Annotated in this window: 3 protein-coding genes; all 3 read left to right on the top strand. The window is 35.7% G+C overall.

Annotated elements, in window-relative coordinates; translation table 11 throughout:
• Positions 1-230 (top strand): hypothetical protein (locus HMPREF9448_RS14810; protein ID WP_008861243.1); only part of this gene is annotated, 230 nt, incomplete at its 5' end.
• 135 nt (positions 231-365) lie between these two features.
• The gene (locus HMPREF9448_RS03680; protein WP_195342788.1) at positions 366-776 is read left to right on the top strand and encodes a hypothetical protein; all 411 of its coding nucleotides are present in this window, start codon (positions 366-368) and stop codon (positions 774-776) included.
• A 33-nt stretch (positions 777-809) separates the two neighbouring features.
• Positions 810-1,331, top strand: a complete 522-nt coding sequence (locus tag HMPREF9448_RS03675) for a hypothetical protein (protein WP_008861241.1) — start codon at positions 810-812, stop codon at positions 1,329-1,331.
• Positions 1,332-1,514 lie beyond the last annotated feature (183 nt).

The raw sequence follows: 1,514 nt of genomic DNA, 5'->3' as shown, positions 1-1,514 counted from the left end.
GGGGGATTATGGATTGTAACAAGATTTACTTAAAAATGGATAGATATGAAACGGTTGTTTTTTGTAATGATGACGTTAATGTTTATGTACTGTGTGGTAAAGCGGAAGGAAAGGATATTTATATAGATTTCGAGAAGGGTGAGGAGGTAATCGAGTATGACTTCCTTGATATCCTTTTGGGAGTGCAGAAAGTAGATACTATTAGAATCGTTTTACTTGTAATAGAATAATGTTTATTATGGTAATTTGTTAATATACAGGTTGCGGTGAAAATGAAATCTTTATTTTTATTGTTTTGTGTAACTGGTGTTCTTCTCTCTTGTCGGCAAACAAAGAAGGGGCCAGATTTTACCTTTCGAGAAGATGTGGCTTATATTCTTGATACGATTATTGCGTCTAATCCGAAAGGAGACGTGTATGAATTATATATCAATACAGTCGATTCGGGAAATTCAATTTTGCTATTTTATATGGGAGAAAAAGCCCCCTTGTTTCCTTTGGAATACGGGCAAACGCCATCATTATTGCAAGTGAGGATATCGCATGCGGTTGTTGATATTTACTCGGGAGTGGAAAAATATCTTTTCCAACAATCATTGAGAAAAGTTGAAACTGTTCAAAGAGGAGAGGAAGAATCGGGTCGGAATGGTTGGATTATAGAAGATAGAGCGGGAACGTTGACATGCCGTCCGTTCATTTCGGGTTATCCTTTTATAGCCCTTCCTCTTGAAAATTGTGATGAATTTTTACCTCCGGTAATAATGGAAATTGAATAAAGGTCTAGTTTTAAAATTAAAGTCGGAAATAAAATGAAAAAGCTTATTTTGGTTTGTATGTCGTGTCTATTTTTATTTTCTTGCCGACAAGCAGAGAAGGTATCGGATATCATTTTTCGGGAAGATATAGCTTATATTCTTGATACGATTATAGCATCCAATCCCGAGTTGAACGTGTGTGAGTTATATATCGATAAGATAGATCCTTTTAATTCCAATTTATTGTTCTATATGGGACAAACGCCACTGTCGTTGCGGCAGTATAGTAGCACTCCCGCACTGTGGCATGTAAAAGTCGGGACGAAGCAAGTGGGTGTTTATTCAGGAGTGGAAAAATATATACGGCAAGTTTCTGACTCGTCTTTAAAAAAGAATAGAGATTTTTCGAAAATTTCTCATGGAATGTATTGGATTATAAAAGAGCGGGGAGAGATAGATCATAGTAAAAGTGGGTTAAGTCCACACTTTATCCAAAGAATGGAATGTTATCGGGTGAAAGAGAGTGACTTTTTTGTCGAGTATATAATGCAGGAAGATTCGATATTTTCTTGGTAGAATTATTTTTATATAAAATAGATATGAAACGGTTGTTTTTTGTAATGATGACGTTAATGTTTATATACTGTGTAGTAAAGCGGAAGGAAAGGCTATTTATATAGATTCGGGGGAAATGGAGAGGTAATCGTCCATACACGACCCGACACCCTTTTCTCCAATAAGTTTCAGTGTGATTAAATT

The sequence above is a fragment of the Barnesiella intestinihominis YIT 11860 genome, assembly GCF_000296465.1.
Lineage (GTDB): Bacteria > Bacteroidota > Bacteroidia > Bacteroidales > Barnesiellaceae > Barnesiella > Barnesiella intestinihominis.
Note: the sequence above shows the minus strand (reverse complement) of the source record. Positions and strands in the feature narration are given on the sequence as shown.

Bases quoted from the DNA above. Each gene is read 5' to 3' on its own strand.
- HMPREF9448_RS03675 (WP_008861241.1), top strand. From the start codon at position 810: ATGAAAAAGCTTATTTTGGTTTGTATGTCGTGTCTATTTTTATTTTCT.